Below are 25,752 nucleotides of genomic sequence, written 5' to 3'. Positions count from 1 at the left end.
GAGGTTCACTGGTGCTCTCCGCGAAGCGGCAGGTTGACGGCGGCCCACCGGAGGGTTGTCCGGTGCTGCCGGGTCGACGATTTGATGGACCGTCAGTCCCTGTCGGAAGGGCGCCGCCGGGGCACGCCCTGACGGGGCGCGCGGGCCGGGAGGTTCCTCGGGAGGACGGTGACGGGTTCGGCGGGGTGTGACCGGGTCACCGACAGCAGGCGCTGCAGATCAATGCGTGGTCGATGTACCGCCGGACGGTCAGCGCCGGGGTGACCGGGGCCGGGGCGGGCGCGGCTGCGGCGCATCGCTGCTCGACGTTCACGACACTGCCCTCCCCCTCTGGTCACGGCGCGCCGCACGACCCGTGCTGCGCTGCGCTGTACGCGATGCGTTCACCGCATGTCGAGGCATCCCGGCAAGGGGCCGGACGGCCTTCGTCGACAGAGCCTTCCATGCCGGGCCGGTCAAGGCAACCTACTGAGCCACGATCGTCCGACATGTGGACGCCGGAATGAGACGGGGCCGCCGCGGGGCGGTCGGACCGACCCCCGCCGGGCGGTTCAGCCCCGGATCGGGGCGACCCGGCGTCGGGTCGCGGCGTGCTCGACCAGCGCGACCAGGATCTCCTTGCCGTCCTCCCGGAGACGGGCGTCGCAGAGCACGACCGGGATGTCCGGGTCCAGGTCGAGCGCGTCCCGGACCTCCTCGGGGGCGAACACCCGACTGCCCTCGAAGCAGTTCACCGCGACCAGGAACGGGATCCCGCGCTGCTCGAAGAAGTCCACCGACGGGAAGCAGTCGGCCAGCCGGCGGGTGTCGGCGAGCACGACCGCGCCGAGCGCACCGCGCGCCAGCTCGTCCCAGACGAACCAGAACCGGTCCTGGCCGGGCGTGCCGAACAGGTAGAGCGCGAGCCCGGGCCGCAGGTCGATCCGGCCGAAATCCATCGCCACCGTCGTGGTGCGCTTGGTCTCCACCCCGGCGGTGTCGTCCACCGGGCGGCCCAGTTCGCTCAGTTCCTCCTCGGTCCGCAGCGGGCGGATCTCGCTCACCGAGCCGACGAGGGTGGTCTTGCCCGCGCCGAATCCGCCCGCGACGAGGATCTTCACCGCGGCCGCCGGACCGCCCCGCCAGCGCGGGTCGGCGGCGGAGCCGGAGGCGGTGGCGGGGGCGGCGGTCGCGGTGGGGTCAGAGCGCACGGAGTCCATTGATCACGTCTCGCAACAGGCGCTCGTCCGGCAGCTCGGCGAGCGGAACGGGTCGGGTGACGCTGATCAGTTCGGCGTCGTAGAGGTCGCCGAGCAGCACGCGCACCACACTGACCGGCAGATCGGTGTAGGAGCCCAGCTCGGCCACGGAGAGCGGTTCCCGGCGGCACCAGGCCAGGATGGTCTGGTGCTCCGGGTCGAGCACGTGCGCGGGCACGGCCCCCGCGGCCGGCGCGGGGTCGGCGGCGGTGATCAGCGAGATCAGGTCGAACAGGCCGTCCTCGACCGGCCTGGTCCGGCCGCGGGTCATCGAGTACAGCCGCACCACCGGGCCGGCGTCGTCGTCGAACCAGCGGTCGTCGACCGGGGTGCGCGGCCTGAACAGGTCGAGCCCGGAACCGTCCGCGTCCGGACCGGCCGGATCCGGGCCGGACCCGCCGGAACCGGATCCGTCAGGACCGGCCCGGTCCGGCCCGTCCGCGGCGCGGATGTCTTCGGCGCGGGTGTCTTCGGCACGGGTGTCTTCGGCACGGGCCTTCACGGCCCGGAGAACGGCGTCCCGGCCGCCCTCGCCCCGGCCGCCCTCGCCCCGGTCACCCGTGCTCCGACCGTCCGCACCCGGACCGTCCGGCACCCGCTTCGGCTCCTCCTCCGCCATCGGGCCGCTCATCTCACCGGCGGGGCCACGTCGGCGCGCGGCTCGGCGGCCAGGTGCTCACCGACCCGCTTGACCAGCAGGGCCATCTCGTAGGCGATCTGGCCGATGTCCGCCTCGGCCTCGCTCAGCACCGCAAGGCAGCTGCCGTCGCCGGCCGCGGTGATGAACAGGAAGGCCTCGTCCAGCTCGACCATCGTCTGGCGGACGCCACCGACCTTGAAGTGGCCGCCGGCGCCCTTCGCCAGGCTGTGGAAGCCGGCCGCGACGGCGGCCAGGTGCTCGGCGTCCTCCCGGTCGAGATCGCGGGAGGCGCCGGTGGCCAGCCCGTCGCTGGAGAGGATCACCGCGTGGCGCAGGGCCGCGACGCGTCCCACCAGATCGTCCAGGAGCCAGTTGAGGTCTCCGGACGACTGCGTCGACATGGTCATGAATCTGTTCCTTCCGCTGGAGCGGGTGGTGCGGGTGGTGCGGGTCGTACCGATGGTGCGGATCAGGCGGGTCCTGCGGGTGCAGAGGGTGGTGCGGTGCGTTCGGCCGGTCCGTCGGACAACGGACCGGTGGGTGCGCTCGGTTCCGCGAGCGGCACCGGGGCGGGGGTGATCCGGGTCGGCGGCGGGACCGGCGCGCGGCGGGCCAGCGGCGCCGGTTCGCCCGCGGCGGGTCCGGGGAGCGCCGCCGGAGCGGGCGCCGGGGAGATCGCGCGGCGGTCCGGGTTCGGCGGCTGCCAGGGGAACGCGGACGCGGCGCCGGGCCTGGACGGGGCGCCGGACGCGGCGCCGGACCGGGATCCGCCGGTCGCCGACGGGTGTGCCGCCGTCGGCGGGGTGTCGGCGCGCCGGCCCCGGGTGAACCCCCGCTGGAAGGAGGCGAAGGTGGCCCGGGCCTCCTCGGGCGAGCGCTCGCGCGCCGGGTCGGCCTCCCCGGCGTCGGGGCGCGCGCCCTGCTGGGCGGCGGCGCGCTCCCGCAGCTGCGGGGCGAGGTTGGCCTGCCGGACGCGGCGCGGCAGCGCGCCCTGCGCCGCGGGCCCGCCGACTCCGGCGGCTTCGGCGGCTCCGGCCGCTCCAGCGGTGGGCGTGGCCGTGACACCCCGTGGGGTCGCGGCCTCCGCCGGGGTCGTGGCCGCCGTGGCCGCCGCACCGTCGAAGGGCCTCCCGGCGAAGGCTGCCGCACCGGCGGACGCCACGTGGACCGGCCTCCCGTCGAGCGGGGCGCCGCCGACCGGGGAAGCACCGACCGGGGAAGCGTCGGTCCGCACCGCCGCGGGTGCGGACGCCTGCTCCCGGCGGTGGCGCCCGGTACCCGCCCCGCCGGGCTCACCGGCCGGGGCCGGGACCAGGGCGGGCCCGCCGCCTCCCCGGGCGCGGCGCGGCAGGCCGCCCGGTGTGCGGGCCGGTTCGGGTGCCGAGGGGCGCGGTCCACCGGCGCCCCGGTGCCGTCCGCTCCGGCCGTCGGCACCGGCCGTCCCCGCGGCACCGTCGTCGAGGACCGGACCGCCGGAGCCGTCCCGGTCGGTGCCGTCCGCGTCGAGCGCGGGCACCGCGACGAGGTCCCGCTGGCCGCGCCGCCCCGCCGCGGGACGCCGCCCGGCGGACGGTGCGGCCGACGGGGCCACCGCGGCGGCCGGGGTCGCGGCCGGCGGCCGCTCGGACAGTCCGTCCGGCGCCTCGGCCAGCAGCTCGCGCGGGATCAGCACCACCGCCGTGGTCCCGCCGTAGGGCGAGGGCCGCAGGTGGACCCGGATGCCGTGCCGCCGGGCCAGCCGGCTGACCACGAACAGGCCCAGCCGGTCGGTGTCCGCGAGGTCGAACTCCTGCTCCACCGCGAGGCGTTCGTTGATCTCGGCGAGCGCCACCTCGCTCAGGCCGAGCCCGCGGTCGTCGATCTCCAGCGCGAAGCCGTGCGCCACCACCTCGCCCTGGACGGTGACCTGGGTGCTCGGCGGGGAGAACACCGCCGCGTTCTCGACCAGCTCGGCGATCAGGTGGGTGACGTCCGCGACCGCGCTGCCGAGCAGTCCGGTCCCCGGGAACGGCCGGACGATCACCCGCGCGTAGTCCTCGACCTCGCCGACCGCGGCGCGGACCACGTCCACCATCCGCACCGGCTTGCGCCAGGCCCGGCCGGGCGAGCCGCCGGCCAGGATGATCAGGCCCTCGGCGTGCCGGCGCATGCGGGTGGTGAGGTGGTCGACCTTGAACAGGTCCTCCAGCTCCGCCGGGTCCTCGGTGCGCCGCTCCATGGTGTCCAGCAGCGTCAGCTGGCGGTGCAGCAGCACCTGGCTGCGGCGGGCCAGGTTGACGAAGACCGCCGAGACCCCGCGGCGCAGCTCGGCCTGTTCGACGGCGGCCTCGACGGCGGCCCGCTGCACGGCGTTGATCGCCCGCCCGACCTGGCCGATCTCGGCGGGGCCGAACTGCAGCTCGGGCGCCTCGGCCGCGACGTCCACGGCCTCGCCCTTGCGCAGCCGCAGCATGACGGAGGGCAGCCGGGTGCCGGCCAGTTCGTTGGCCGCGTTCCGCAGGCCGATCAGCTCGCGGGCCAGGCCGCGGCCGATCCGGTAGGAGATGACGACCGACAGCACCACCGCGACCAGGCCGATCAGACCGGCGATGCCGCCGCGCCAGAGGAGTCCGATGGCGTAGGAGTGCTCGCGGTCGTCGATCGTGCCGGCGAGCCTGGTGTTGATCGCCGCGAGGTCGCCCAGCGCGCGGTCGGCGGTCTCCCGCCAGTCGTCGCCGTTGATCGCCTGGACCACCCGGTCCGGGCCGCCCGCGCCGACGAAGTCGGCCTCGGCCCGGGCCAGCGCGGCCCAGGCCTCGCCGCCGCGCAGGGCGATGTAGTCGGCCTGGTCGGCCGGGTCGAGTTCGGCGATGTAGACGGTGAACAGCGCCTGCTGGTTGTGCAGGGCGTCGAGGGCCACCTGGTACTGCTCGGCGGTGGGCCGGCCGGTCGAGGTGCGCAGCCCCTCCATCGCCGCGTCCTCCTGGGCGAGGTACTCGCGGGCCCGGACCAGCTCGATCAGGATGGTCCCCTGGCGCGGGAGTTGTCCGCTCTGCCGGGCGACGAAGGCGGACCGGAAGCCGAAGGTCGGCTTGACCAGGTCGCTGTACTGGCCGAGCGTGAACTCCCAGTTGAGTGCGGCGCGGTTGATCTGCGAGCGGAGCGGGGCGAGTTGGTCCGCGGCGGCGAGGACCTGGAGGAAGCGGCCGCGCTGGGCCTCGTCGAGCCGGCCGCCGTCGCTGCCGTCCTTCAGCTGCCGCAGCACGGTCAGGCTGCGGTCGGTGGTGGCCTGGGCGTGCTCGAAGGCGTCCCGGGCGGCCCGCGAGGCGGGGTCGGCCAGCCGCTGGACGGCGGCCCGGCGCTCGGTCTGGAGGTCGTGCGCGTACCGGTCGACCGGGGCGCCGAACCGCTCGTACGTACTGCTGGTCTCCAGCCTGCTCCAGACGTCCCCGGTGGTGGCGAGCGTCGCGTACACCCAGAGGGCGGTGAGGGCCACGATGGGCACCAGGAGCAGCGCGATGATCTTCGCGCGGATCGAGCTGCTGCGCAGACGCATGGAGTCCTCGGTCGGGAAGTGCCAGGCGCGGACGGGGTGCGGGGGCGGGTTGCCCGGACGGGTGTCCGGGCGGGGTCCGGGCCTGGGCTCCGGGCTTGGGAGCCGGGCTGGGCGGGAGCGGGGTGGGGCGGGTGATACCGGGTGGAGCGGGAGCCGGGTGGAGCGGGGTGGGGACGGGGACGAACGGGGTGCTGACGATCAGTGGTACGGACCAAGTGTGGATCGGGTACGGATCGATGCCGACACGGACCCGGACGGGGAGGCCCGGCCCGAAGTCTGCGAGAGCCTACTACGCTCTGACCACTCGTTCGAGGGTCGAACCCGTCCTCTTCCCGCACCCGCCCGGATCGTGTCCGGATCGTTCCCAAGATCCCGTATCCCGCCGCATTGCCGGGGCGCCCCGGCCGCCCCTCCCCGGCACTCCCCCCGTGGGCCGGTGCCGATCTCGTCGCGTCACGGTCACAACCCTGGGCAGTCGGGGAGCAATCCGATAGTTTCGCTCCACCTACAGGCGGGATCGGGGTGATCGGGGGGATCGTGCGCGAGTTCACCACCCCCGCCCCGGAGGGACCTCCGGTCACCGGCGGGCTGGCCGACTCGCTGTACGACACCGCCGAACGCTCGCCCGGCCTGGTCCAGCTGGCCCGCCGCCCGGACGGCGCGCGCGGCGGCCCCGCGGGCGAGTGGCAGGAGGTGACCGCCGCTGCCTTCCGGGACGAGGTGCTGGCCCTCGCCAAGGGCCTGCTCACCCGGGGCGTGCGCTACGGCGACCGGGTCGCCCTGATGTCCCGCACCCGCTACGAGTGGACGCTGTTCGACTACGCGCTCTGGTCGATCGGCGCGATCCCCGTCCCGATCTACCCGAGCGCCGCCCCGGAGCAGGTCCGCTGGATCCTCGCCGAGACCCAGGCGGTCGCCTGCCTGGTCGAGAACGAGGACCACGCGATGACCGTGGGCGCGGTCTGCGACGCGTTACCCGAGCTGACCGGCATCTGGCAGCTCGACCGGGACTGCGTCGCCTCGATCGTCGAGGACGGTCGCGGCGTGCCGGACTCGCTGGTCCACCGCCAGCGGCTCGGCGTCGCGGCGGAGAACGTCGCGACCGTCGTCTACACCTCGGGCACCACCGGGCGCCCCAAGGGGTGCCTGATCACGCACGCCGGCCTGGCCTCGGCGGCCGACGCCCTGCTCGACGGCTGGGGCGAGGTCTTCGCGGACACCGGCGGCGGCCAGGCGTCCACCCTGCTGTTCCTGCCGCTGGCACACGTGTACGGGCGGATGGTGCAGATCGCGGCGGTGCGCGGCGGGTTCCGGATCGGCCACGTCCCCGAGGTCTCGACCGACTTCCTGCTGCCCGCGCTCGCCTCGTTCCGCCCGACCTTCCTGCACGTCGTCCCGTACGTCCTCGACAAGGTGTTCCAGCAGGCGCGCCGGGCGGCCGAGGAGGCCGGGCGCGGGGAGCTCTTCGAGCAGGCCCGCCAGGTGGCGGTCGACTGGGCGACCGCCCGGGAGCAGCGCGTGTTCGGCCGCGGGCCCGGCCCCGGGGCCGGTCTGCGGCTGCGCCACCTGGCCTACGAGCGGACGGCCTACCAGCGGCTGCGCGCGGTGCTCGGCGGCCGGGTCCGCGGGGTGATGTGCGGCGGTTCGACGCTCGACCGCGAGGTCGGCCTCTTCTTCACCGGGATCGGCCTGCAGCTGTACGAGGGCTACGGGCTGACCGAGACCTCCGCCGCGATCACCGCCAACCCGGCCGGACGCCAGAAGACGGGCACGGTCGGCCGTCCGGTCCCCGGCGCCACCGTGGCCATCGCCGACGACGGCGAGGTGTGGGTGCGCGGCCCCGGCGTCTTCGGCGGCTACCTCAACCATCCGCGCTGCACGGCCGAGTCGCTGTACGACGGCTGGTTCGGCACCGGCGACCTCGGCAGCCTGGACGCGGACGGCTACCTGACCATCACCGGCCGCAAGAAGGACCTGATCGTCACCAGCAGCGGCAAGAACCTCGCCCCCGCCGCCCTGGAGAACCGGGTGCAGGCGCACCCGCTGGTCTCCCAGTGCCTGGTGGTCGGGGACGATCGCCCGTACGTGGCCGCACTGATCACGCTCGACCCGGCGGCGCTGGCGCACTGGCTGAAGTCGCGCGGGCGCGAACAGCTGGACCCGTGGGCGGTGCTCTCGGACGCCGATCTGCACGCCGAGATCCAGCGGGCGGTGGCGGCGGCCAACACGGCGGTCTCGCGGGCCGAGTCGATCCGCGCGTTCCGGCTGCTGCCGCGCGAGTTCGGGCAGGAGCAGGGGCTGATGACGCCCTCGCTGAAGCTCCGGCGGGCGGCGATCACGGAGTACTACGCGCAGGACATCGAAGAGCTATACGTCCCCTGACGGATCGTCTCGTCCCTTTTGCCGCACGGCGGACGGCGCGTGTTCCACCGGACGATCCCTTGACGATCCGAGTGGTCCAGTCCATTGTTTTGCCTCGGTCTGAGTGCGGCACGCCAACGGCTCCCGCCCCTCGGGGAGCGCCCCATCCCGTTCTCCTCGCGCCCTCCCCACGGGCGCGTCCCCCACGCAGGAGTCGCCACGTGTCCCTGTCCTCGCGCCTGTCCGCGCACCTGTCACCGCGGCTCTCACCGCGCCCGTCGACGCCCTCGTCGCCGCGCCGGTCGCCCCGCCTGACGCCCCGCCTGTCCGCGCGGCTCTCCGCGCTGGCCGCCTCGGCGGCGCTGCTGGTCGCCGGCTTCGCCGTGCCCGCCTCGGCGGACGCCCCGAACACCCCCTCCGGCGGCATCAACCTCGCCACCAACCCCGGGTTCGAGATCCCCGCCTCCTCGCTCGCCGAGTGGGGCAGCGTGCCCGGCTGGCGCTGCAGCGGGGGCCCGGCCGAAGCCGCCCTCACCACCGCCGCCCCGCACTCGGGGACCTCCGCCCTCGGGGTCACCCCGGCCGGCGACAGCTCCACCGGCGAGTGCGTGCAGACCGTGTCGGTCCAGCCCAACAGCACGTACACCGCCTCCGCCTGGGTGCGCGGGAAGTACGTCTTCCTCGGCGCCACCGGCACCGACCGCCCGACCGCCCCCTCCTGGACGGAGAACACCAACGGCGGGTGGCAGCGGCTGACCACCCGCTTCACCACCGGGCCGACCGCGAGCACCGTCCGCCTCTACGTCCACGGCTGGTACCAGCAGGGCCCGTTCGCCGTCGACGATGTCCAGGTGGACGGCGCCCTGCCCGCCCCCGCGACCGGCGCGGGCTCGGTCCCGACCAGCGACCGGGTGGTCTTCTTCACCGTCGACGACGGCTGGCAGCGCACCCCCGAGGCCGAGAAGTTCATCACCGACCACAAGCTGCCGATCACCGCCTTCCCGCTGCCGATGCCGGCCGCCGCCGACCCGGGCTTCTTCCAGCGGGTCACCGCCGCCCCCGGCTCGTCCATCCAGAACCACAGCGTCTCGCACGCCGACCTCAGCACGCTCTCGCTCGCCGAGCAGCAGGTGGAGATCTGCGACGCCCGTGACGCCCTGACCCGGACCTTCGGCACCGCGCCGACCGTCTTCCGCCCGCCGTACTTCGCCTGGAACGCGGTCACCCTGCAGGCCGCCGCCAACTGCGGCTTCCGCCACGTGCTGACCGCCGACGCCGACTTCAGCTGGGGCGCCTCCAACGTCTGGCACGAGGGCACGCTGTCGCCCGGCGACGTCGTGCTGCTGCACTGGACCGACACCCTCGCCACCGACCTGCCGCGCGCCCTGGCCGCCGCCGAGGCCGCCGGCCTCAAGCCCGCCGGCCTGACCGACTACCTGCGCTGACCCCTCCCGCAGTACCCGGGCGCGCCGCCGGTCCCCACCCGGGACCGGCGGCGCGCCCTCCCGCGCCACGGGCCGGCCACCCTCCACGCCGGGCGGATCACGCTCGTTGACAGATCACGGGGGCGGTGGCTCTAATGATCGTGTGCAGCGCGGTGCCGGCCAAAGAGAACTGGGCCGGCCGGCGACCGAGCGGGCACCTTTCACAGAGGGACGATGCGCGATGAGTTCTCACTCCGCTCCCCTGATCTGACGCAAGCGGCTGCGGCGGTGTCCGCGCGCTCGCTCCGTCCTGCTGCGCCCATCGCACCTGCGCCGCTGCGGCCTTCACTCCCGATGTCCGGAGAATCCACAGGCGTATGCCCATGTCTTCCAACCCCATGTCTTCCAACCCCCTGCCCTCCGACTCCCTCCCCTCCGACTCCCTCCCCTCCGGCGCGCCGCCGTCCGGGCCGCCGTCCTCCGACCCGCCGCCGTCCGAGCCCCTGTCGTTCAATCAAGCGGTCGTCGAGGAGTTCCGTGCCAACGCCGGCCGGGTCGGCGGCCCCTTCGAGGGCGGCGACCTGCTCCTGCTGACCACCACCGGGGCCGTCACCGGCCGTCCGCACACCGTGCCGCTCGGGTACGTCCGGGCCGAGGGCCTGCTCCTGGTCATCGCCTCGGCGGCCGGGGCGCCCGAGCACCCGCAGTGGTACCGCAACCTGCTCGCCAACCCGGTCGTCGGGGTGGAGCTCGGCGCCGAGGAGTTCGACGCGGTCGCCGTCCCCAGCGAGGGCGCCCGGCGGGACCGGCTGTTCGAGGCCGTCGTGCGGGCGGCCCCCGGGTACGGGGACTACCAGGCGCACACCGACCGGACGCTCCCGGTCGTCGTCCTGGAACGGCCCGCGGAGGAGCCGGACGGGGCCGCCCCCCGCGAAGTGGCCAACCTCGCCGACAAGCTGCTGGAGGTGCACACCTGGCTGCGCGCCCAGCTTCGGCACGTACGGGCCGAGACCGACGCGTACCTCGCGGGCGGGCCGGCGGCGGACGGCGGGCGCGCCCCGGCGCTCGGCCTGCAGATCCGCCAGCACTGCCTGGCGTTCTGCCAGGGGCTGACCGTCCACCACACCGGTGAGGACCGCGGTGTCTTCCCGGCCTTGGCCCGCAGCCACCCGCACCTGCGGGAGGTGCTGGACCGGCTGGCCGAGGAGCACCGGGTGGTGGCCCGGCTCAAGGACGAGCTGGTGGCCCTGGTGTCGGACGTCGGCTCGGCCGAACCGGAGCGCTTCCGGGCCGAGCTGGCCCGGATGTCCGCCGAGCTGGAGTCCCACCTCGACTACGAGGAACGCGAGCTGCTGCCGGTCCTCGCGGAGATCCCGTTCCCGCCGGGGCGGTGAACCGTGCGCCCGCCGCCCCCGCTCATCGGAGCGGGGACGGCGGGCGCGGCTCAGGCGGGCGCGACTCAGACGGGCTCAGCCCATGCGGGCTCCGCCCACGGGGGCGACGGCCGGCCGGGCGGCCGGCTCGCCGCTCAGGCCTGGGCGGAGAAGACCGGCAGGAAGCCGCCCGAGTGGCCGGAGGCCTTCGGGTGGTAGCTCTCCTCGACCGGCAGGGTGGTGCTGTTCAGCCAGGTGGTGGCGGAACCGCAGATCTCGTGCTCCCGGAAGACGGAACGGACGTCACCGAAGGCGAAGCCCGCGTTGGCGGCGCGCTTGGCGAGCACGTCGTCGAGCACGTCGGCGGCGCCGTTGATGGCGGCCCGCTTGGTGTCACCGATGCCGAAGATGCAGCTGCCGCCCACCTTGTAGAGGTGCGGGTAGCCCAGCACCACCACCCGGGCGTTGGGCGCCTTGGCGTGGATGGCCGCGTACACCTGGTCGAGCTTGCCGGGCAGCGTGGTGGTGGCGTAGTTCTTCGCGGTGGCGACGGCGTTGAGGCAGGCGCTCTCGGAGTCCAGCACGCAGGTCTGCATGGTGCTGGCGAAGCCCGCGTCGTTGCCGCCGACGCTGATGCTCACCAGGGTGGTGCCCGAGTTGAGCGCCGACAGCTGGTTGTTGAGCACGTCACCGGTTCTGGCGCCCGAGCAGGCGACGAAGGCGAAGGAGGACGGCGCGTGCGCGTTCTTCCAGAGGTACGGGTAGGCGTTGGTGCTCCGCTTGCAGCTTCCGCTCTCGCCGGTGTAGCTGCCGGCCCCGAGGCCGGAAGCGTACGAGTCGCCGAGCGCGACGTAGTTGACGCCGGCGGCATGGGCCGAGGCGGCCGTGAAGAGGGTGGTCAGGGAGAGGAGTGCCGCGAGGGTGGCGACGGACATGGCACGGGCAGGACGTAGCATGACACCTCCTGGGAGTGACGTGCGTCACACAATTTGATACCAGGCGGTAGGTACCACGGGAAGCGCTCATGCCAAGGCAATTGACAGTCGGTCTGACAACGGTGGAGTGAACTGCCGTGCCCACGACGGAAAGCACGGCGCACACGCCGGGGTGACGGAGTACCCGTTCGGGGGACGGCGGGCGGGCGCGCGGATGACCGGGCGGGCGCGCGCGACCAGGTGAGCGGGCGGGCGACCGGACGGGCGGACGCCCCTCAGTCCACCGCGCCGCGGTGGACGATCTCCAGTTCGAACCCCTGGCGGTCGATCAGGTGCGTCGCCTCGCCGGTGTCCACCCGGACCGTCCACCCCGCGGCGAGCGCGGCGGCCACCGCCTCGCGCGTCCCGTGCACGGCGAGGTGGTTGAGGCCGGCCCGCAGCCGCTCGTGACCGCCCGGCAGCAGGGCCGACGACTGCTCGATGACCAGGTAGGCGTCACCGAGCCGCCAGCTGCGCCCGCTCGGCCAGTGCTGGAACGGCTCGCACCCCAGCGCGAGCAGCACCGGACCCCACTGCGCCTCGGCGACGGCGAGGTCGTCCGTCCAGAGCTCCACGTGGTGGAACAAGCCACCCGGGTGCGGCACCGTCACCTGCACACTCCCCCGTCCCGGCCCCCGGCCGCTGCGACGCCACCCGTCCGCTCCCGCGCACGGTCAGTCCGCCACCCTACGGTGCGGCCCGGTGCCGGTCCGGCCGGGCGTCGGCGCAGCCCGGTGGAGGCGCACCCGGTGTCGGCGCACCCGGTGACGGCGCACCCGGTGTCGGCGCGGGGTGCCCCGGGACGGCCTGCGCCACGCCGGGGAACACCTCGCAGCCCTCCACCGGCAGCTCCTCGATGGCCTCGTTGGCGGCCGCCGGCACACCCAGCCACCGCACGGCGCTCGCCACCGCCGCGCGGGCCTGGCGCAGCCCGGGCGCGCCCCAGCCGAGCAGCTCGACCGCGAGACCGGGCGCGACCAGGAGCCGCCGGTAGTGCCGCCCCGAGGCGGGGTCCGGCGTACTGGGGCCCACCGCCCGCAGCGCGGCGGCCATCCGGACCCGGGCGCACTCGTGCCCGTTGTTGGCCGAACCGACCCGGTCGTAGAGGTAGCCGAGGTAGTGCGGCGTGCCGATCAGCGCCTGGGCCTCCTCGGCCGCCTCCCTGGCCAGCGCGGAGCCCGGATCCCCGGCGTCCTCCGGCTCCAGCGAGCCGCCGGGCAGGGAGACGATGCCGTCCCTGGGGTTGACCAGGGTCAGCACCCGGCCGTCGGGGGTGAACAGCCACCCCCACGACTGCTTGACCGGGAGCCCTTCGGGCACCCCCTCGCCGGGCCGCCACGGCCAGCCCGCGGTGGGACGCCGGCGCACCCTTCCGAGCAGCTCGGCGATCTCCGCGCTGAACTCGATCCGGCTCATGCGTCCCCCCTTTCGGTGTCGGGCTCGCCGGACCGACGGTGCGCGGGGGGACCCGCAGTGCGCGCGGTTCGGGGCTGAGCGGCGGGAACGGCGGCGTGGGGCACCGGCCGTTCCCACTGTTGATCTTCCCCGAAATCTTCCCCGAACAGGCGGTCGATGAACAGTCCCCAGCGCCGCTTGGTGGACGCGCAGGGCCGAACGGGCAGGTCACCCCAGGGGCTCACCCCCCTCCCCGGCGCCCTCGCCGGCTCGCCCGCCGGTCGCCCCTCCACCGGGCGCACCCGGGCCGCCCGGCGGGTGCCCGGCGGACGGCCCCGGACCGCCCGACGGCGCCTCCGGGAGCGGGAAGCCCGGCAGCGGGACGGCAGCGGGCGGGAAGGGCATGCCCCGTCCGACGTCGTCGGCGAGCGAGTCCAGCACCTCCCGGACGGTCATCGGCCGCAGCCGCCCCCCGCCGAGCGCCCAGCCGCGCACCGTCTGGCCCCCGGGCACCGCCGGATCACCGTGCAGGACCACGGCGCCCTCGCCGCCCGCGGCCACGCCCGCCGCCAGCGTCACGCAGAACGCCTCGGTGTCCCGCCCGCCGGCGAGGAGCCGCCCGCGCTCCACCCGGAGGTCCGCCGCCGTGGCCAGCTGCTCGCCGTCCTCGGGACCGTGGCAGCGGAGCGTCAGCAGGTGGACGCCGTCGCCCGCGCCCTCGGCCAGCGCGAGACAGACGCCGACCGCGTACCGCATCACCGCCACCAGCCGCCGCTCCCCCGGCGGCCCCTCGCCGACGGCCGTCAGCAGTGCGGCCATGGCGAGCGAGATCCGCACCCTGGCCCGGTGGTCGTCGGCCAGCTCGGGGAGCAGCGCGACGAGCCGCTGCCCGGAGTAGACGAACGGCTCCCCGGCCAGCTCGGGGTCGGCCGCGTAGGCGACCCTCGCCGCCGCGTCCGCCGGGTCGAAGCCGAGCGCCTCGCAGTAGTCCTCGTAGTCGGCCGGGTCGAGCGCCCGGAGGTGGACCTCCAGCCCCTGCCCGTACAGCGCGCGGAGCTGGACCGCCGTCCGCCGCAGGTAGGCGCGGAAGGCCGTCTCGCCGAAGAGGCCGAGCCGGGCCAGGTCGGCGAAGTCGGCGGCCCGGACGACCAGCGCGAGCGCGACCGGCTGGGGCGGCGGCGCGCCGCGCGGACGCCCCCTGCGCCGGTCCCGGGCGCCGGGCCCGGAGCGCCCGGGCGAGCCGGGGCCGCCCGCCCCGCCGCCCGGGGGCCGACCACCGGGCGGGCCGTCCGCGGCGGCGCCGGCCGGGCGTCCCGGCCCGGGACGCCGCCGGGCCGGGCCGGGCACCCGCAGCTGCGCCGTCCGGCGCGCGCCGGACTCGGGACCGGAGCCGGACCCGGGGTCGGCGCGGTGGCGGAGGTCCGCGAGGAGGAGGGGGTCGAGGAGTCCGAGGAACCGGAACTGCCCGGTCATGGTCGTGTCCTTCCGTTCGGTCGTGCCCGTGGTCGTGCTCGTGCTCGTGGTCTACGTCTTGGTCGTGGGTGTGGTCGTGGTCGTGGTCGTGGAGGTGCCCGTCCTTGCGCGCGCCGGAGCCCGCCCCGCCGCACCGGACCGCCCCGAACCCGTGGGGCGGCCGGCGATCGGGAACATACACACCGTCACTGACAATCGACCCTGAGCGACCGGACCGGCCCCGGGACGGGTCCCGGCGGACGGCCTCCGCGGCCGTTCCGGACCGCGTTGTCGGTGACGCCCGTTATGGTCGGGGACCATGCGACTGCTGCATACCTCCGACTGGCACCTCGGGCGCTCGTTCCACCGGGAGAGCCTGCACGACGCCCAGCGCGCGTTCCTGGACCACCTGGTGGAGGTGGTCCGGTCCGAACGCGTGGACGCCGTGCTGGTCGCGGGCGACGTGTACGACCGGGCGCTGCCCGGCCTGGAGGCGGTCGCCCTGTTCGACGACGTGCTGCACCGGCTGGCCGACCTGGGCGTGCCGACGGTGTTCATCAGCGGCAACCACGACTCGGCCCGCCGGCTCGGCGTCGGCGCCGGCCTGATCGGCCGGGCCGGCGTCCACCTGCGGACCGACCCGGGCGAGTGCGCCGCTCCCGTGCTGCTCGCCGACGAGCACGGGCCGGTCGCCGTGTACGGGCTGCCGTACCTGGAGCCCACGCTGGTCCGCGAGCGGTTCGGTCTGGCGCGCGGCGGCCACGCCGCGGTGCTGGGCGCCGCGATGGAGCAGGTCAGGGCCGACCTCGCGGGGCGCCCGGCGGGCACCCGGGCGGTGGTCCTGGCACACGCCTTCGTGACCGGCGGCGAGCCGAGCGACAGCGAGCGGGACATCGCGGTGGGCGGCGTCGCGGCCGTGCCCGCGTCCGTCTTCGACGGCGTCCACTACGCCGCCCTCGGCCACCTGCACGGCTGCCAGACGCTCGCCCCGCACCTGCGCTACAGCGGCTCCCCGCTCGCCTACTCCTTCTCCGAGGCCGACCACCGCAAGACGATGTGGCTGGTCGACCTCGCGGCGGACGGCTCGGTCGGCGCCGAGCGGGTCGACTGCCCGCAGCCCCGGCCGCTGGCCCGGCTGCGCGGCCGGCTGGAGGAGCTGCTGACCGACGAACGGCACGCCCCGGCCGAGCGGTCCTGGGTGCAGGCGACCCTCACCGACCCGAGCCGCCCGGCCGAACCGATGGAGCGGCTGCGGCGGCGCTTCCCGCACACCCTCCAGCTGCTCTTCGATCCCGAGGAGTCGGCGACCGGCACCTCCCCCTCGTACGCGGCCCGGGTCACCGGGCGGACGGACCTGGAGATCGCCGAGGGCTTCCTGCGGCACGTCCGCCCCGGCGCCGATCCGGACGCCGACGAGCTGGGCTGGCTGCGCGAGGGCTTCGAGCGCGTCCGGGAGACCTCCGACCGGAAGGCGGAGCTGCCCCGATGAGACTGCACCGGCTGACCGTGACCGCGTTCGGCCCGTTCGCGGGCACCGAGACGGTCGACTTCGACGCGCTGGCCGCGGGCGGGCTCTTCCTGCTGCGCGGCGCCACCGGCGCGGGCAAGAGCAGCGTCCTCGACGCCGTCTGCTACGCCCTCTACGGCGAGGTCCCGGGCACCCGCCGGGCCAACCGGCTGCGCAGCGACCACGCCGACCCGGGGCGGCTGACCTCGGTCCGGCTGGAGCTGACGCTCGGCGGGCGGCGGCTGGAGGTCACCCGCCTGCCCGAGCAGCTGCGGCCGAAGAAGGTCGGCAAGGGCACGACGGTCGAGCGCGCCCAGACCCTGCTCCGCGAGTGGTCGACCGACGGCGGGGACGGCGCCGCGGGCAGCGGCACCGGGGGCGCCGACGGCGGTGGCGGACCGGGCTGGCGGGCGGTCAGCAAGTCCCACCAGGAGGCCGGCGAGGAGATCCACCGGCTGATCGGGATGAGCCGGGACCAGTTCTGCCAGGTGGTGCTGCTGCCGCAGGGCGACTTCGCACGCTTCCTCCGGGCCGACTCCGAGGAGCGCGGCAAGCTGCTGCGCCGGCTGTTCGACACCGAGCGGTTCCAGTCCGTGGAGTCCTGGCTGGCCGAGCAGCGGCGGGCGCAGGAGTCGGCCGTCCAGGCCGGGCGCCGCCGGCTGCGCGACCTCGCCAGCAAGGCCGAGCAGGCGGCCGGCCCGGGCGCCGAGCCCGCCGCGGGCTGGGTGCCCGCCGAGGACGATCCTGGTGCGTCCGCCGGTGTCCCGGCCGGCACCGAACCGACCACCGGCGTGCTCGGCTGGGCCGCCGTGCTGCGCGGCGGCGCGGCCGAGCAGCTCGCCGTGGCCGACGCCGCGCTGGCCGGCGCCGAGGAGGCCCACCGGGAGGCCCAGCGGGCGCGGACCGGCGCCGAGCAGCTGGCCGACCGGCAACAGCGCCACCGGCGGGCGGCGGCCGAGGCCGCCCGCCTCGCCGAGGACGAGCCGGCCCGGGCGGCCGACCGGCGCAGGCTCACCGCCGCACTGGCCGCGGTCGGGGTCGAGTCGGTCCTGCACCTGCGCGACGCCGCCGCGAACGCCCACCGGGCGGCCCGCGAGGAGGAGCACCGGCACCGCGCGTCGCTGGGCGGCCTCGACGGGCCGGACGGCGAGGGCCGCGTGCTCGCGCACGCCGAGGCCGAGGAGCTGGCCGGGGCCGAACGACGGCTGCGCGCCGAGCTGGTCCGGCTGGAGGCCGCCGGGGCGGACGAGCGGCGCTGCGCCGAGCTGGACGCCGCGCAGGCCTCGCTGGCCGCCGACCGGCAGCGCGCCGAGGACCTCGCCGAGGAGGCGGCCGACTGGCTGGCCGGCTTCGGCACCCGGTTCGCCGCCCTCCAGCAGGAGCAGTCCGCCGCCCGGGACGCCGCCGCCCGCGTCGAGCGGCTGGACGCCCGGCGCGGTGAGCTCACCACCCGCCTGGCCGCCGCGCGCGGCCGGGACGCACTGCAGCAGGAGGTCGACCGGGCCGCGCCCCGGGCGCTCGCACTGCGCTCCGACGCGCTGGACGCCCGCCGGCACAGCCAGGACCTCCGCGAGCTCCGGCTCACCGGCATGGCCGCCGAACTCGCCGAGCAGCTGCGGGCCGGCGAGCCCTGCCGGGTCTGCGGCTCCCCCGAGCACCCGGCACCCGCCCGGCGGTCCGGCGGACAGGTCGGCGCGGCGGACGAGGAACGCGCCCAGGCGGCCCAGGCCGCCGCCGAGCAGGCCGCCGACGCCGCCGAACGCGAGCTCGCCGGCCTCCGGGTGCGCCATGCGGCCGCCTCCGGGGCCGCCGGGGAGGAGGGCACCGACGCCCTGGCCGAGGCACTCGGCGAACTGGAACGGGAACACCGCGCGGCGCTCCGGATCGCGGAGGGGCTCGGCGCGGTCGGCCAGCGGATCGAGCGGACCACCCGGGAACAGGCCGCCCGGCTGGCCGCACTCGGCGACGCACGCGAGCTGAGCGCCGCGCTCACCGCCCGGATCGGCACCCTCCGCACCGAACGGGAGGAGCTGGGCGGCCGGGTGGCGGCGGCCCGGGGCGGCGCGCCGTCGGTCGCCGCCCGCGCGGCGGCGCTCACCCGCCTCACCTCCGCCGTGTCCGCGCTGGCGGGCTCGGCCCGGGCCGGCACGGAGGCGGCGTACCGGTTGAAGGAGGCCGAGGACGAGCTGACCAGGGCCGCGCTGGCCGCCGGGTTCGCGGGCCCGGCGGACGCCACCGCCGTCCTGCTGCGCCGGGAGGAGCGCGAGCGGCTGGAACTGCGCCTCGAACGGCACCGTGCGGAGCTGACGGCGGCGGAGCGGCGGCTCGCCGAACCCGAGCTGGCCTCGGCGGCGGCCCGCCCGCCGGCGGACCTGCCCGGCACCCGGGCGCGGCTCGACGCCGCCACCGACCGGCTCCGCGGGGCGCACGCCGCCCGGGACGCGGCGCGCGCCCGCTGTGACGCGCTCGCCACGATCGGGCGGCAGCTCACCGAGCTGGCCCGCTCGCTCGCCCCGGCCCTGGCCGGGTACGGCCGGATCAACCGGCTGGCCGCGCTCGCCGCCGGCACCTCCACCGAGAACCGGCTGCGGATGCGGCTGGAGTCGTACGTCCTGGCGGCCCGGCTGGAGCAGGTGGCCGCGGCGGCGAGCGACCGACTGGTCCGGATGTCCGGCGGCCGCTACACCCTGGTGCACAGCGACGACCGGGGCACCGGCAACAAGCGCTCGGGCCTGGCGCTGCGGGTGGTGGACGCCTGGACCGGCACGGAGCGCGACACGGCGACGCTCTCCGGCGGCGAGAGCTTCTTCGCCTCGCTCGCACTGGCCCTCGGCCTGGCCGACGTCGTCACCGACGAGGCCGGCGGGATGCCGCTGGACACCCTCTTCATCGACGAGGGCTTCGGCAGCCTCGACGAGCACACCCTGGAGGAGGTGATGGACGTCCTCGACGGTCTGCGCGAGCGGGACCGCGCCGTCGGCATCGTCAGCCACGTCGCCGACCTGCGGAGCCGGATCCCGGCCCAGCTGCTGGTCCGGAAGGGCCGACACGGCTCCACGCTCGCCCTCGCGGGGAGGGAGGACGCCTGAGCCGCCCGGACGGGACCGGCCCCCCGGAGCCCGGACCGCGAGGCCAGGAGCACCGGGCGCCACGGACCCGAAGGCCCGACGGTCAGCCCGAACAGGCGATCCGCTGCGCCTGCTGCCAGGTGCAGACCGGACAGAGCGTGGCGCCCGGGTGGTCGGCGGGCAGCTCGGTCGGCTCACCGCACAGGACGCAGTCCGCGCGCGGTCCGGTCAGCGCCGGATCGTGCACCAGCGCCGCCTCGGCACCGCTCGTGGCGAGGACGCAGACCCCGGCGTCCCCGGTGTCCCCGACGCCCTCGGCGTCCCGGGCGTCCCCGTCGTTCGTGACCGCTTCACTCATGCCGCCTTCCTACTCCGCACCCCGGCCCCGCCGCAAGGCGCCCGGAAGGACGGCCCGAAGGGGCAGCCCGGAAGGGACGGACCTGGAGCGCCCCGCCGAGGAAGCCCGGACACGGACGCACCGCGCGGAGCGACCCCGCCGAACGACCGCGCCGGACGGATCCGCCTCCGGGAGGGCCGGTCCGCCCACCGGTCAGCCCGCCGGTCAGCCCACCGGGGCGCGGCCGATACGGTGGGCCGCATGCCCGACGCCACCGCGCCCTCCGCCCTGCACCGACGGCTGCTGGCAGCCCGCGCCGCCGCGCCCAGCTACCCGGAGGTCGGCGCGACGCGGGACGCCCGGCTGCCGGACGGCTACGCCCACCTGCGGCGGCGCGTCCACCTCGGGCACGGGCCCGGGGTGCTGGAGCGGGCCGGGCGGTACGTCCTGGGCTGGGGCAGCCAGCTGGGCACCGGCTTCGCCGTCTATCCGCACGCACCCGCCGAGCCGGGGGCGACCGTCCTGCTGCGCCTCAGCCTGCCCGGCACCCGCCGCCCCCGGGTGGTGATCCCGTGCCGGGTGGTGTGGACCGTCGACGAGCCGGACCGGATCGGGTTCGCCTACGGGACGCTGCCCGGCCACCCGGAGTGCGGCGAGGAGTCCTTCCTGGTGTCCATGGACGCGGCCGGCGAGGTCTGGTTCGAGGTGACCGCCTTCTCCCGGCTCGCCGCCTGGTACGCCCGCCTCGGCCGCCCCGTCGCGGTGCTCTGCCAGTACCTGGCGATAGAGCGGTACCTCGCCTCCGTGGCCGCCGTGGCCGTCGCCGTCGACCGGTCGGCGACCCCCGCCCGGACCGGGTGAGCCCGCCCCGTACCCGTACCCGTCCCCGTGGTCGTAGTCGTAGTCGTAGTCGAGGCGGGAGTCAGGAGACCGAGGCTCCGCCCCCGCCGGCCGTCGGACCGGGCAGCCGCCGGACCCGGCTCCCTCAGCCGAGGAAGGAGAGCCGGACCGTCCGCCGGGGGTTGTCGCCGTTGGTGTCGATCAGGACCACGGACTGCCACACCCCCAGGGCCAGTTGGCCGTCCAGCACCGGCAGGGTGGCGTGCGGAGCGACCAGGCCGGGGACGACGTGGTCACGGCCGTGGCCGGGGCTGCCGTGCCGGTGGCGCCAGCGGTCGTCGGCCGGGAGCAGCTCGCGCAGTGTCGCCAGGAAGTCGTCGTCGCTGCCCGAACCGGTCTCCAGCACGGCGATGCCCGCCGTGGCGTGCGGGACGAAGACGTTGAGCAGGCCGTCGCGTCCGGCGGCTTGGTCGTTGAGGAACCGGGCGCAGCGGTCGGTGATGTCGAGTGCGACCTCGTGGCTGCCGGTGGTGATCTCGAAGGTCGTGGTCCGGAAGGTCGTGGAGTGGGTGTGGTCCGCCATGCCGTCATCCTGGCCCACGCCCGGGGGCCCGGCGGCCAGCCTCGCCGACTCCCCGTACCGGGGTGGCAAGTCGGCATAGGCTGAGAGGTTCAGACCTCTGACGCGTCGGCCCCGCCCCGGCCGGGTGTCGGCGGGAGGGCACGCCGAAGACCCGACGGTCCCGTGGGGATCCGCCGGGCCGGAGCCGGTGGGTGCGAGGGGTGGCGAACACCCCTGGGGCCTCAGGCCCTCAGCCGCGCCCGCCGAAGAGGCCCCGCCGCAGCCGGCGCAGTGGCGCCAGCAGCTTGACCCGTGTGTGGCGGCGCGGCGGCGCGGTCGGGGCGCTGGCGCCGCGCGGCGTCAGCTCCCTTATCAACCCGAGCGCCTCGGCGGTGTCCACCGCCGGGAGTGCGGGCGCGCCGAGCACAGCCAGGTGACGCTCGATCCGGCGGCCGGTCGCGCCGACACCGCACTGGATCGCCGGCACGCGGGGCCGAGTCCGGACTTGCATCTGTTCCATCAGTTTCCCACCCCTACGAGGCGCCAGGGCCGTGAGGCGAAGACTATCCGTGAGGGACGGCCTTCGCGCAACCGTCCTAGTGTGCTGCCACCGTATCGTGCGGCGTCAACTGACACTGCACCAGGGGCCGCTCGTCCGGTCACGACTAGGCATCAATGATGGTGCACGACCGGCCGTACGTCATCAGGGCGTCGGGGTCACGCGCCCGGCGCCCGCCCCGAACGTGCACGCCGGGCGCGCGGAGTCACCGGCCTCTCGCCCCTCGTAGCCGCCGGGCGGGCGGGCCGGCGGACGAGCAGGAGGGCGGGAGGATGCGCGGGCCGGAGGATGCGCGGGCGGATCCCCGGGAGGGCCTCTTGCGGCCGCCGACCGCAGTGAGACTATCCGTTTAAGAAGTGAACACAGACGAGGGATTGACGTGGAGGTTGGCTCCAAGCAATATCTCTCAGTGACCGCGCGGGCGGGAGCCACTCCCACCGGCCGTTCGACTGATGAAGATTCCGGCTTCCCCGAGCCACTGCCTGGCCGCCTCGACGCTGCGGCGGCCAGGCTCGGGTGATGCCCGGACCGGCGGCCGGCCGTAGAGGGTCGGCCGGGCCGCCACCAGGCCGCCGGTGCCACCCCGTACGGGGTCCGGCACCGGTGGCCCCGGGAACCCCCTGGCTCCGGGAGCCCCGCGGGCCCGGCGATCACCCTCCCCGCCCGCCCCGACCCGCCCCAGGCGCTCCCCGCCCGCCCCCGCCCGCCCCCGTGGGACAGGTGCGCGCCCGGCGCTCGGTAGACTCGGCCAGCGTGCCAGTTCTCCTCAGCATCGTGCTTCCGGTCCACGGGGTGGAGCGGTTCCTGCCGCGCTGCCTCGACTCCCTCCTGGCGGACACCCCCTCCTCCGAGTCCCGCTTCGAGGTGATCGCGGTCGACGACCGCTCGCCCGACGGCTGCGGCGCGATCCTCGACGACCGCGCGGCCCGCGACCCCCGGCTGCGTGTGCTCCACCTCGCCGAGAACCAGGGCCTCGGCGGCGCCCGCACCGCCGCCCTCCCCGAGGTCCGCGGCACGTACGTCTGGTTCGTCGACAGCGACGACTGGGTGCCCGAGGGCACCGTCACCGCCCTCCTCGACGAGCTCACGGACGAACTCGACCGCGAGCGCCGGGGCGAGGCCCCCGCCGACGTCCTGCTGACCGACTTCACCCACGTCTACCCCGACGGCGGGACGGAGCCCAACCCCTGGCGGCACGTGCTGACCGGCTCGCCCCTGGTGGCCGGGTGCACGCTGGCCGAGCACCCGGCGCTGTTCAGGACCGTGATGTCGGTCTGGAACAAGGTGTTCCGGCGCGAGTTCCTGCTCGGCCTCGGGGTCTCCTTCGGCCGCGGCTACTACGAGGACATCTCGGTCACCTACCCGGCGCTGCTCGCCGCCGGGCGGCTGCGCTACCTCGACCGCCCCTGCTACTTCTACCGGCGCGGCCGCGCCGGCGCGATCACCAGCACCGCCTCCCCCCGGCACGCCGACGCGTTCGCCCAGTACGACGCGATCTTCGACTTCCTGGACCGGGCCCCCGGGGCCCGGCCGGGCCCGCCCGTCCCGGATTCGCTGCGCACCCTGGTCTTCGAGCGGACCGTCCAGCAGGCGCTCACCGTGTACGACACCCCGGGGCTGGTGCCGGTCGGGGCGCGCCCCGAGTTCTTCCGCCGGATCGCCGGGCACTTCGCCCGCCACCGCCCGGCCGGCTACCGGTTCCCCGGCGGCGTGCGCGGCGTGCAGTACCGGCTCGCGGCGCGCGGCGCCCGGCGCGCGTACGGCGAACTGCGCCGCACCGGCCGGCTGCCGCGCGAACTCGGCCGCGGGGCGCGCGCGGTGGCGCCCGCCCTGAAGAAGGGGGTGCGCAGCGGCGCCCGGTTCACCGCCTACAACGCGTTCCGCCGGCTGCCGCTGGACCAGCACCTGGCGGTGTACGCGGCGTACTGGCACCGGGGGTACGCGTGCAGCCCGGCCGCCATCTACGAGAAGGCGAAGGAACTGGCGCCGGGGGTCCGCGGGGTCTGGGTGGTGGAGAACCGCACGCAGGCGGCGACCCTGCCGGCCGGCGTGCCGTACGTGATCGTCAACACCCCCGCCTACCTGAAGGCGATGGCAACGGCCAAGTACTTCGTGAACAACGTCAACTTCCCGCGCACGATGGCGAAGCGGCCCGGGACGGTGCACGTGCAGACCCAGCACGGCACGCCCCTGAAGGCGATGGGCATGGACCTCAGGGACCACCCGGTGGCCGCCGACGGGATGGACTTCGACCGGCTCCAGGAGGCCGTCGACCGCTGGGACTTCCTGGTCTCCTCCAACCCGCACACCAGCGAGCACTTCGCCCGGGCCTTCCCCGGCCGGTACGAGATGCTCGACACCGGCTACCCGCGCAACGACCGGCTCGCCGTCGCCGCGCCGGCCGAGGTGGCGGCGATGCGCGAGCGGTTCGGGCTCACGCCGGGGCGGACCGCCGTGCTGTACGCGCCGACCCACCGCGAGGCACGCGGCGGGTACGTGCCGCTGCTGGACGTGCGCGAGCTGGCACGGCGGCTCGGGCCCGGGTTCACGCTGCTGGTGCGCACCCACTACTTCCACACCGGCGGCCCGGGCGACCTGGCGGCGGAGGAGGGCGCGGCGGAGATCCTCGACGTGTCGGCGCACCCGACCGTGGAGGACCTGTACCTGGCGGCGGACGTCCTGGTGACGGACTACTCGTCGATGATGTTCGACTACGCCGTGCTGGACCGGCCGGTCGTGGTCTTCGCGCCGGACTGGGAGGAGTACAAGCGGGACCGCGGCGTCTACTTCGACCTGTTCGAGCAGCCCCCGGGCGCGCTGACCACGGACGCGGACGGGCTGGCGGCGGCGCTGCTGGCCGGGGACCCCGAGCCGGAGGCGCGGGCGGCGTTCCGGAAGCGGTTCTGCCCCTGGGACGACGGCGGGGCAGCGGAGCGGGTGGTCCGGCGGGTGTTCCCGACGACCGGCTGAGCGGGACCGGCGGCGGTGCGGCGGCCCGTGGCCCGTCACCGGCGGCCCGCCACCCGTCGCGGGTGATCCGTCACCCGTCGGCGCCGGAAAGCGGCAGGCGGGGCCCGGAAGGATCCGGAGCCCCGCCCGAGCGGCCTCACTCAGCCCTGGCGCGCGGCCAGGAACTCGTCGAAGGTCAGCTCGCCGTCGTGGTTGGTGTCCATCTGCTTGATGACGGCCTCGGCCACGGCGATCGAGGTGGTCAGGTCGCCGAGCTCGCGCGCGACCTTGGCGTACTCGGTGGCGGTGATCCGGCCGTTGCCGTTCACGTCGAACTTGTCGAACGCCGCGCGGATGGTGTCGACGTCTGCCATGGGTGGCCCCTCCTGAGGACTGATGAACTGCCGATCCCCCGAGCTGCCGATCCGCTGATCCATTGATCAGCCGATCCGCCGATCCAGAAGACCTGCTGATGTGCGTTTCCGACGGCCGTACCCTACCCGGCCGTGGTGAGCGCCACGGTCGGCGGGAGTGGACGGGCTCGGGGGTGGGTGTCGTAGTCTGCGGGTCTGATCCCGGCCCGGCCGGGGACCGACCGCCGCTCGTCGTACCTCAGGCCCGGGCACCTCTCGGGCGTGCTCGTCCAGGGAGGGACCATGCTCGATCTCGCCACCAGGCTGGTGCTGAAACCGCTCGCCCGGGGGATCTGGCGGCCCACCATCGAGGGGATCGAGAACGTGCCGCGCAAGGGCGGCGTGATCCTGGCCAGCAATCACCTCTCCTTCATCGACAGCGTGGTGATCCCGCTGACCGCGCCGCGCCGGGTGCACTTCCTGGCCAAGGCCGAGTACTTCACCGGCACCGGGCTCAAGGGCGCGCTGTCCAAGGGCTTCTTCGAGGCGATCGGCGCGGTGCCCGTCGAGCGCGGCACCTACCGGTCGGCCCAGGCCTCGCTGGAGTCGGCGCTGCAGATCCTGGAGGACGGCAAGGCCTTCGGCATCTACCCGGAGGGCACCCGCTCGCTGGACGGCCGCCTCTACCGCGGGAAGACGGGAGTCGCCTGGCTGGCCCTCACCGCCGGCGTCCCGGTGGTACCGGTGGCGCTGGAGGGCCCGGACCAGATCCTGCCGATCGGCAAGCGGGTCCCGAGGATCCGGAAGGTGACGGTCCGCTTCGGCGAGCCGCTGCACTTCGACGAGCTGCACGGCCAGGCCCGCTCGCTCAAGGCCCGCCGGCAGGTCACCGACGACGTGATGGCGGCGATCCAGCGGCTCTCCGGCCAGGAATTCGTGGAGAGCTACAACGAGATCCCCAAGGCGGCCTGAGCCGAGCCCCGGGCCCCGGCCCGAAGGAACCCGGCCCCGAAGCGGCCTCGGACCGCCCCGGCCTCACCGGCCGCACCGGCCGCACCGGATGCCGAGGCGCGCAGGGCACCGAACCGCAGGACGCCGCCCTGCCGCGCGCCCGTCGGACGTCCGGGACGTCCCGGACGTCCCACGCACGTCCGCCGCGAGCCCCCGGGGGCCGAGCGCCCGGGC

Annotated in this window: 20 protein-coding genes; 8 read left to right on the top strand and 12 right to left on the bottom strand. The window is 75.7% G+C overall.

Annotation, left to right across the window (positions count from 1 at the left end; all coding sequences use genetic code 11):
- Nucleotides 1–551 precede the first annotated feature (551 nt).
- The 4 genes from OG550_RS29955 to OG550_RS29940 all read right to left on the bottom strand — a co-directional run bounded on the left by OG550_RS29955 (nucleotide 552) and on the right by OG550_RS29940 (nucleotide 5,413).
- Nucleotides 552–1,199, bottom strand: coding sequence for a GTP-binding protein (locus OG550_RS29955; RefSeq protein WP_442906097.1), 648 nt, complete (start codon nucleotides 1,197–1,199; stop codon nucleotides 552–554).
- Complete coding sequence (locus OG550_RS32835; protein ID WP_442906190.1) at nucleotides 1,180–1,584, bottom strand: DUF742 domain-containing protein; 405 nt, start codon at nucleotides 1,582–1,584, stop codon at nucleotides 1,180–1,182. The genes OG550_RS29955 and OG550_RS32835 overlap by 20 nt, the downstream gene beginning before the upstream one ends.
- Nucleotides 1,585–1,865: 281 nt before the next feature.
- Nucleotides 1,866–2,285 carry a roadblock/LC7 domain-containing protein gene (locus tag OG550_RS29945; protein ID WP_327682784.1) on the bottom strand — a complete coding sequence of 140 codons (420 nt, stop codon included), beginning with the start codon at nucleotides 2,283–2,285 and terminating at the stop codon, nucleotides 1,866–1,868.
- A 62-nt stretch (nucleotides 2,286–2,347) separates the two neighbouring features.
- Nucleotides 2,348–5,413, bottom strand: coding sequence for a sensor histidine kinase (locus OG550_RS29940; RefSeq protein WP_327682782.1), 3,066 nt, complete (start codon nucleotides 5,411–5,413; stop codon nucleotides 2,348–2,350).
- A gap of 537 nt (nucleotides 5,414–5,950) precedes the next feature.
- Here OG550_RS29940 and OG550_RS29935 point away from each other — a divergent pair.
- The 3 genes from OG550_RS29935 (at nucleotide 5,951) to OG550_RS29925 (ending at nucleotide 10,592) form a co-directional block, all read left to right on the top strand.
- A complete protein-coding gene (locus OG550_RS29935; protein ID WP_327684244.1) occupies nucleotides 5,951–7,795 on the top strand; it encodes an AMP-dependent synthetase/ligase in 1,845 nt (614 codons plus the stop codon).
- A 200-nt stretch (nucleotides 7,796–7,995) separates the two neighbouring features.
- The gene (locus tag OG550_RS29930) at nucleotides 7,996–9,219 is read left to right on the top strand and encodes a polysaccharide deacetylase family protein (RefSeq protein ID WP_327682781.1); all 1,224 of its coding nucleotides are present in this window, start codon (nucleotides 7,996–7,998) and stop codon (nucleotides 9,217–9,219) included.
- Between the two features lie 377 nt (nucleotides 9,220–9,596).
- Nucleotides 9,597–10,592, top strand: coding sequence for a nitroreductase/quinone reductase family protein (locus OG550_RS29925; protein WP_327682780.1), 996 nt, complete (start codon nucleotides 9,597–9,599; stop codon nucleotides 10,590–10,592).
- A 134-nt stretch (nucleotides 10,593–10,726) separates the two neighbouring features.
- Here OG550_RS29925 and OG550_RS29920 read toward each other — a convergent pair whose 3' ends face one another.
- The 4 genes from OG550_RS29920 to OG550_RS29905 all read right to left on the bottom strand — a co-directional run bounded on the left by OG550_RS29920 (nucleotide 10,727) and on the right by OG550_RS29905 (nucleotide 14,413).
- Entirely contained in the window at nucleotides 10,727–11,527 is an 801-nt protein-coding gene (locus tag OG550_RS29920) for an SGNH/GDSL hydrolase family protein (RefSeq protein WP_442906096.1), read from the bottom strand.
- A 254-nt stretch (nucleotides 11,528–11,781) separates the two neighbouring features.
- Entirely contained in the window at nucleotides 11,782–12,156 is a 375-nt protein-coding gene (locus OG550_RS29915) for a glyoxalase (RefSeq protein WP_327682778.1), read from the bottom strand.
- Nucleotides 12,157–12,232: 76 nt separating this feature from the next.
- Entirely contained in the window at nucleotides 12,233–12,961 is a 729-nt protein-coding gene (locus OG550_RS29910; protein WP_327682777.1) for a hypothetical protein, read from the bottom strand.
- Nucleotides 12,962–13,168: 207 nt separating this feature from the next.
- Complete coding sequence (locus OG550_RS29905; protein ID WP_327682775.1) at nucleotides 13,169–14,413, bottom strand: hypothetical protein; 1,245 nt, start codon at nucleotides 14,411–14,413, stop codon at nucleotides 13,169–13,171.
- Nucleotides 14,414–14,711: 298 nt separating this feature from the next.
- Between OG550_RS29905 and OG550_RS29900 the strand changes: the two genes are divergently transcribed.
- Nucleotides 14,712–15,881, top strand: a complete 1,170-nt coding sequence (locus tag OG550_RS29900) for an exonuclease SbcCD subunit D (RefSeq protein WP_327682773.1) — start codon at nucleotides 14,712–14,714, stop codon at nucleotides 15,879–15,881.
- Nucleotides 15,878–18,988: an SMC family ATPase gene (locus OG550_RS29895; protein ID WP_327682771.1), complete on the top strand. Its 3,111-nt coding sequence runs from the start codon at nucleotides 15,878–15,880 to the stop codon at nucleotides 18,986–18,988. The genes OG550_RS29900 and OG550_RS29895 overlap by 4 nt, the downstream gene beginning before the upstream one ends.
- Nucleotides 18,989–19,070: 82 nt before the next feature.
- On the opposite strand, the gene OG550_RS29890 is transcribed toward OG550_RS29895, so the two are convergent.
- On the bottom strand, nucleotides 19,071–19,325 hold the full coding sequence (locus tag OG550_RS29890; RefSeq protein WP_327684316.1) for a hypothetical protein: 255 nt from the start codon (nucleotides 19,323–19,325) through the stop codon (nucleotides 19,071–19,073).
- Nucleotides 19,326–19,565: 240 nt separating this feature from the next.
- On the opposite strand from OG550_RS29890, the gene OG550_RS29885 reads away from it, so the two are divergent.
- The gene (locus OG550_RS29885) at nucleotides 19,566–20,165 is read left to right on the top strand and encodes a DUF1990 family protein (RefSeq protein WP_327682770.1); all 600 of its coding nucleotides are present in this window, start codon (nucleotides 19,566–19,568) and stop codon (nucleotides 20,163–20,165) included.
- 124 nt (nucleotides 20,166–20,289) lie between these two features.
- Here the strand turns inward: OG550_RS29885 and OG550_RS29880 are convergent, their stop codons facing one another.
- The gene (locus OG550_RS29880; protein ID WP_327682768.1) at nucleotides 20,290–20,727 is read right to left on the bottom strand and encodes a YjbQ family protein; all 438 of its coding nucleotides are present in this window, start codon (nucleotides 20,725–20,727) and stop codon (nucleotides 20,290–20,292) included.
- 229 nt (nucleotides 20,728–20,956) lie between these two features.
- Entirely contained in the window at nucleotides 20,957–21,226 is a 270-nt protein-coding gene (locus OG550_RS29875; RefSeq protein ID WP_327682766.1) for a hypothetical protein, read from the bottom strand.
- A 792-nt stretch (nucleotides 21,227–22,018) separates the two neighbouring features.
- Between OG550_RS29875 and OG550_RS29870 the strand changes: the two genes are divergently transcribed.
- Entirely contained in the window at nucleotides 22,019–24,235 is a 2,217-nt protein-coding gene (locus OG550_RS29870) for a bifunctional glycosyltransferase/CDP-glycerol:glycerophosphate glycerophosphotransferase (RefSeq protein WP_327682764.1), read from the top strand.
- 140 nt (nucleotides 24,236–24,375) lie between these two features.
- Here OG550_RS29870 and OG550_RS29865 read toward each other — a convergent pair whose 3' ends face one another.
- On the bottom strand, nucleotides 24,376–24,588 hold the full coding sequence (locus OG550_RS29865) for an EF-hand domain-containing protein (RefSeq protein WP_327682762.1): 213 nt from the start codon (nucleotides 24,586–24,588) through the stop codon (nucleotides 24,376–24,378).
- Nucleotides 24,589–24,870: 282 nt separating this feature from the next.
- Here OG550_RS29865 and OG550_RS29860 point away from each other — a divergent pair, with 282 nt between their 5' ends.
- Nucleotides 24,871–25,539 (top strand): lysophospholipid acyltransferase family protein, encoded by a 669-nt coding sequence (locus OG550_RS29860; protein WP_327682759.1) that lies wholly within the window; start codon nucleotides 24,871–24,873, stop codon nucleotides 25,537–25,539.
- Nucleotides 25,540–25,752: the final 213 nt, after the last annotated feature.

This window comes from Kitasatospora sp. NBC_00458 (assembly GCF_036013975.1).
GTDB lineage: Bacteria > Actinomycetota > Actinomycetes > Streptomycetales > Streptomycetaceae > Kitasatospora.
Note: the sequence above shows the minus strand (reverse complement) of the source record. Positions and strands in the feature narration are given on the sequence as shown.

Bases quoted from the DNA above. Each gene is read 5' to 3' on its own strand.
- OG550_RS29955 (WP_442906097.1), bottom strand. From the start codon at position 1,199: ATGGACTCCGTGCGCTCTGACCCCACCGCGACCGCCGCCCCCGCCACC.
- OG550_RS29945 (WP_327682784.1), bottom strand. From the start codon at position 2,285: ATGACCATGTCGACGCAGTCGTCCGGAGACCTCAACTGGCTCCTGGAC.
- OG550_RS29940 (WP_327682782.1), bottom strand. From the start codon at position 5,413: ATGCGTCTGCGCAGCAGCTCGATCCGCGCGAAGATCATCGCGCTGCTC.
- OG550_RS29925 (WP_327682780.1), top strand. From the start codon at position 9,597: ATGTCTTCCAACCCCCTGCCCTCCGACTCCCTCCCCTCCGACTCCCTC.
- OG550_RS29920 (WP_442906096.1), bottom strand. From the start codon at position 11,527: ATGCTACGTCCTGCCCGTGCCATGTCCGTCGCCACCCTCGCGGCACTC.
- OG550_RS29910 (WP_327682777.1), bottom strand. From the start codon at position 12,961: ATGAGCCGGATCGAGTTCAGCGCGGAGATCGCCGAGCTGCTCGGAAGG.
- OG550_RS29905 (WP_327682775.1), bottom strand. From the start codon at position 14,413: ATGACCGGGCAGTTCCGGTTCCTCGGACTCCTCGACCCCCTCCTCCTC.
- OG550_RS29900 (WP_327682773.1), top strand. From the start codon at position 14,712: ATGCGACTGCTGCATACCTCCGACTGGCACCTCGGGCGCTCGTTCCAC.
- OG550_RS29895 (WP_327682771.1), top strand. From the start codon at position 15,878: ATGAGACTGCACCGGCTGACCGTGACCGCGTTCGGCCCGTTCGCGGGC.
- OG550_RS29890 (WP_327684316.1), bottom strand. From the start codon at position 19,325: ATGAGTGAAGCGGTCACGAACGACGGGGACGCCCGGGACGCCGAGGGC.
- OG550_RS29885 (WP_327682770.1), top strand. From the start codon at position 19,566: ATGCCCGACGCCACCGCGCCCTCCGCCCTGCACCGACGGCTGCTGGCA.
- OG550_RS29880 (WP_327682768.1), bottom strand. From the start codon at position 20,727: ATGGCGGACCACACCCACTCCACGACCTTCCGGACCACGACCTTCGAG.
- OG550_RS29875 (WP_327682766.1), bottom strand. From the start codon at position 21,226: ATGGAACAGATGCAAGTCCGGACTCGGCCCCGCGTGCCGGCGATCCAG.
- OG550_RS29865 (WP_327682762.1), bottom strand. From the start codon at position 24,588: ATGGCAGACGTCGACACCATCCGCGCGGCGTTCGACAAGTTCGACGTG.
- OG550_RS29860 (WP_327682759.1), top strand. From the start codon at position 24,871: ATGCTCGATCTCGCCACCAGGCTGGTGCTGAAACCGCTCGCCCGGGGG.